This window comes from Mesorhizobium sp. M4A.F.Ca.ET.022.05.2.1 (assembly GCF_003998845.1).
Taxonomy (GTDB): Bacteria; Pseudomonadota; Alphaproteobacteria; order Rhizobiales; family Rhizobiaceae; genus Mesorhizobium.
Map to the genome: position 1 here is coordinate 1 of NZ_RZOJ01000678.1, position 1,700 is coordinate 1,700.

A 1,700-nucleotide genomic window follows, 5' to 3' on the forward strand; every position below is an offset into this window, starting at 1 on the left:
ATGCGAGATCAAGATCAGGGTCGCACCTGCCGCCTTGAGCCTGCCGATGACTGTAGCCAGCGCTTGCTCGCCCTCGTGGTCGAGGTTGGAGTTAGGCTCATCAAGGATAAGGAACGCCGGGTCGCCATAGAGCGCCCGCGCCAGTCCAATGCGCTGGCGTTGCCCCCCGGACAGTGCCGCACCTCCTTCACCGATCTCGGTGGCGTAGCCCTTTGGCAACCCCTTGATCAGTTCGTGGACGCCAGCCAATTCCGCGGCCTTGACCACGTTGTTGAAGACTGCCGGATTGAGCGTCGCGAAGCGGCAGATGTTTTCGGAGACGGTGCCGGCGAAGAGTTCGATATCCTGTGGCAGGTAGCCGACATGTCGACCCCGGTCCTCGGCCGCCCATTCGGCAACGCTCATGCCGTCGAGCAGCGCGCGACCGCTGGTTGGACGCCAAGTGCCGGCCAGCACTCGCGCCAGGCTGGTCTTGCCCGCCGCGCTCGGGCCGACCAACGCCATCGCTTCACCTGCCTTGAGTTGGAAGCTGATGCCTCGCAGGATCGGTTCGCCGCCCTGCCTGGCGAGCATGATGTTCTCGGCCTCAAACTTACCCTTTGGGCGCGGCAACGGCAGCGCCGGTGTGGCCTCCGGCCGCTGACCGGCCATTGCAGCGAGACGCTTGTAAGCAGCCCGTGCCCCGATCGTCGCCTTCCATGTCCCGATCGCCTGTTCAACCGGGGCCAAAGCGCGACCCATCAGGATCGAGGCGGCGATCATGATGCCGGGCGACGCCTCGTTTTTCAGCACCAGGTAGGCGCCGAGGCCGAGCACGGCCATCTGCAGGGCCAGCCGGAATGCGCGCGCCAGGGCCGAGATGGTGCTGGATCGGTTGCTGGCGAGGGATTGTCCTCTGTTTGCCTCGTCCTGCTGGGCCTTCCAGCTCTCGAGCAGGGGATTGAGCATGCCCATGGCCTGGACGACCTCGGCGTTGCGGATCGTCTGCTCAGCCTGTATGTAAGCCCGCGTCTGGGCGACTGCGGCTTCCGCCATTGGCTTGCGGGTCAGGTACTCGGTGAGCAACGCCAGCGCGAACAGCACGATACCGCCGCAGGTTGCCAGCCAGCCCAACCAAGGATGCATGAGGAAGATGGCGCCCAGGAAGAGCGGTGCCCAGGGTGCGTCGAGGATCGGGTAGATGCTCGGGCTGGTGAAGAAATTCCGCACCTGGTCGAGGTCACGCAGCGCACGGGCATTGATCTGACCGGGTGCCGAGGCGGCGTATTCAACCGATGCGCTTAGGAGAACCGGTGCCAGGCGCGCGTTCAGCCACGTGCCGACTTTGGCCAGAAGACGCGCGCGCACCACCTCCAGCCCCGCCATTGTGGCGATCGCCGCGGCTGCCATCAGCGACAGCATCACCAACGTCTCCAGGCTGTGGCTGCCCAACACGCGGTGATAGACCTGGAGCATGTAGAACGCGCCGGTCAGCATCAGAATGTTGATGCCGCCGCTGAACCAGACAAGCGGTCTTATGGCGCGCCTGGCTTCTTTCATCACCGCTTGCAGGGCAGAGGGGCGTGGGGCTTTCATCATCATCATATCTGCCCTGTGTGCAGGGTTGACCCCTTGGTTTGTGCCGGTTTTGCGCAGGGCGCGAGATCGTTTCCACATGGGGGATGGGAGGCGGCGTGAACCGCCTCCCCGTGTCGCGGCGT

The 1,700-nt window shown here is 64.6% G+C and carries 1 protein-coding gene; it reads right to left on the reverse strand.

Annotated elements, in window-relative coordinates; all coding sequences use genetic code 11:
* Window positions 1-1,578: type I secretion system permease/ATPase (locus tag EN745_RS34480; protein ID WP_127423292.1), on the reverse strand; the 1,578-nt coding region annotated here is incomplete at its 3' end.
* Window positions 1,579-1,700 lie beyond the last annotated feature (122 nt).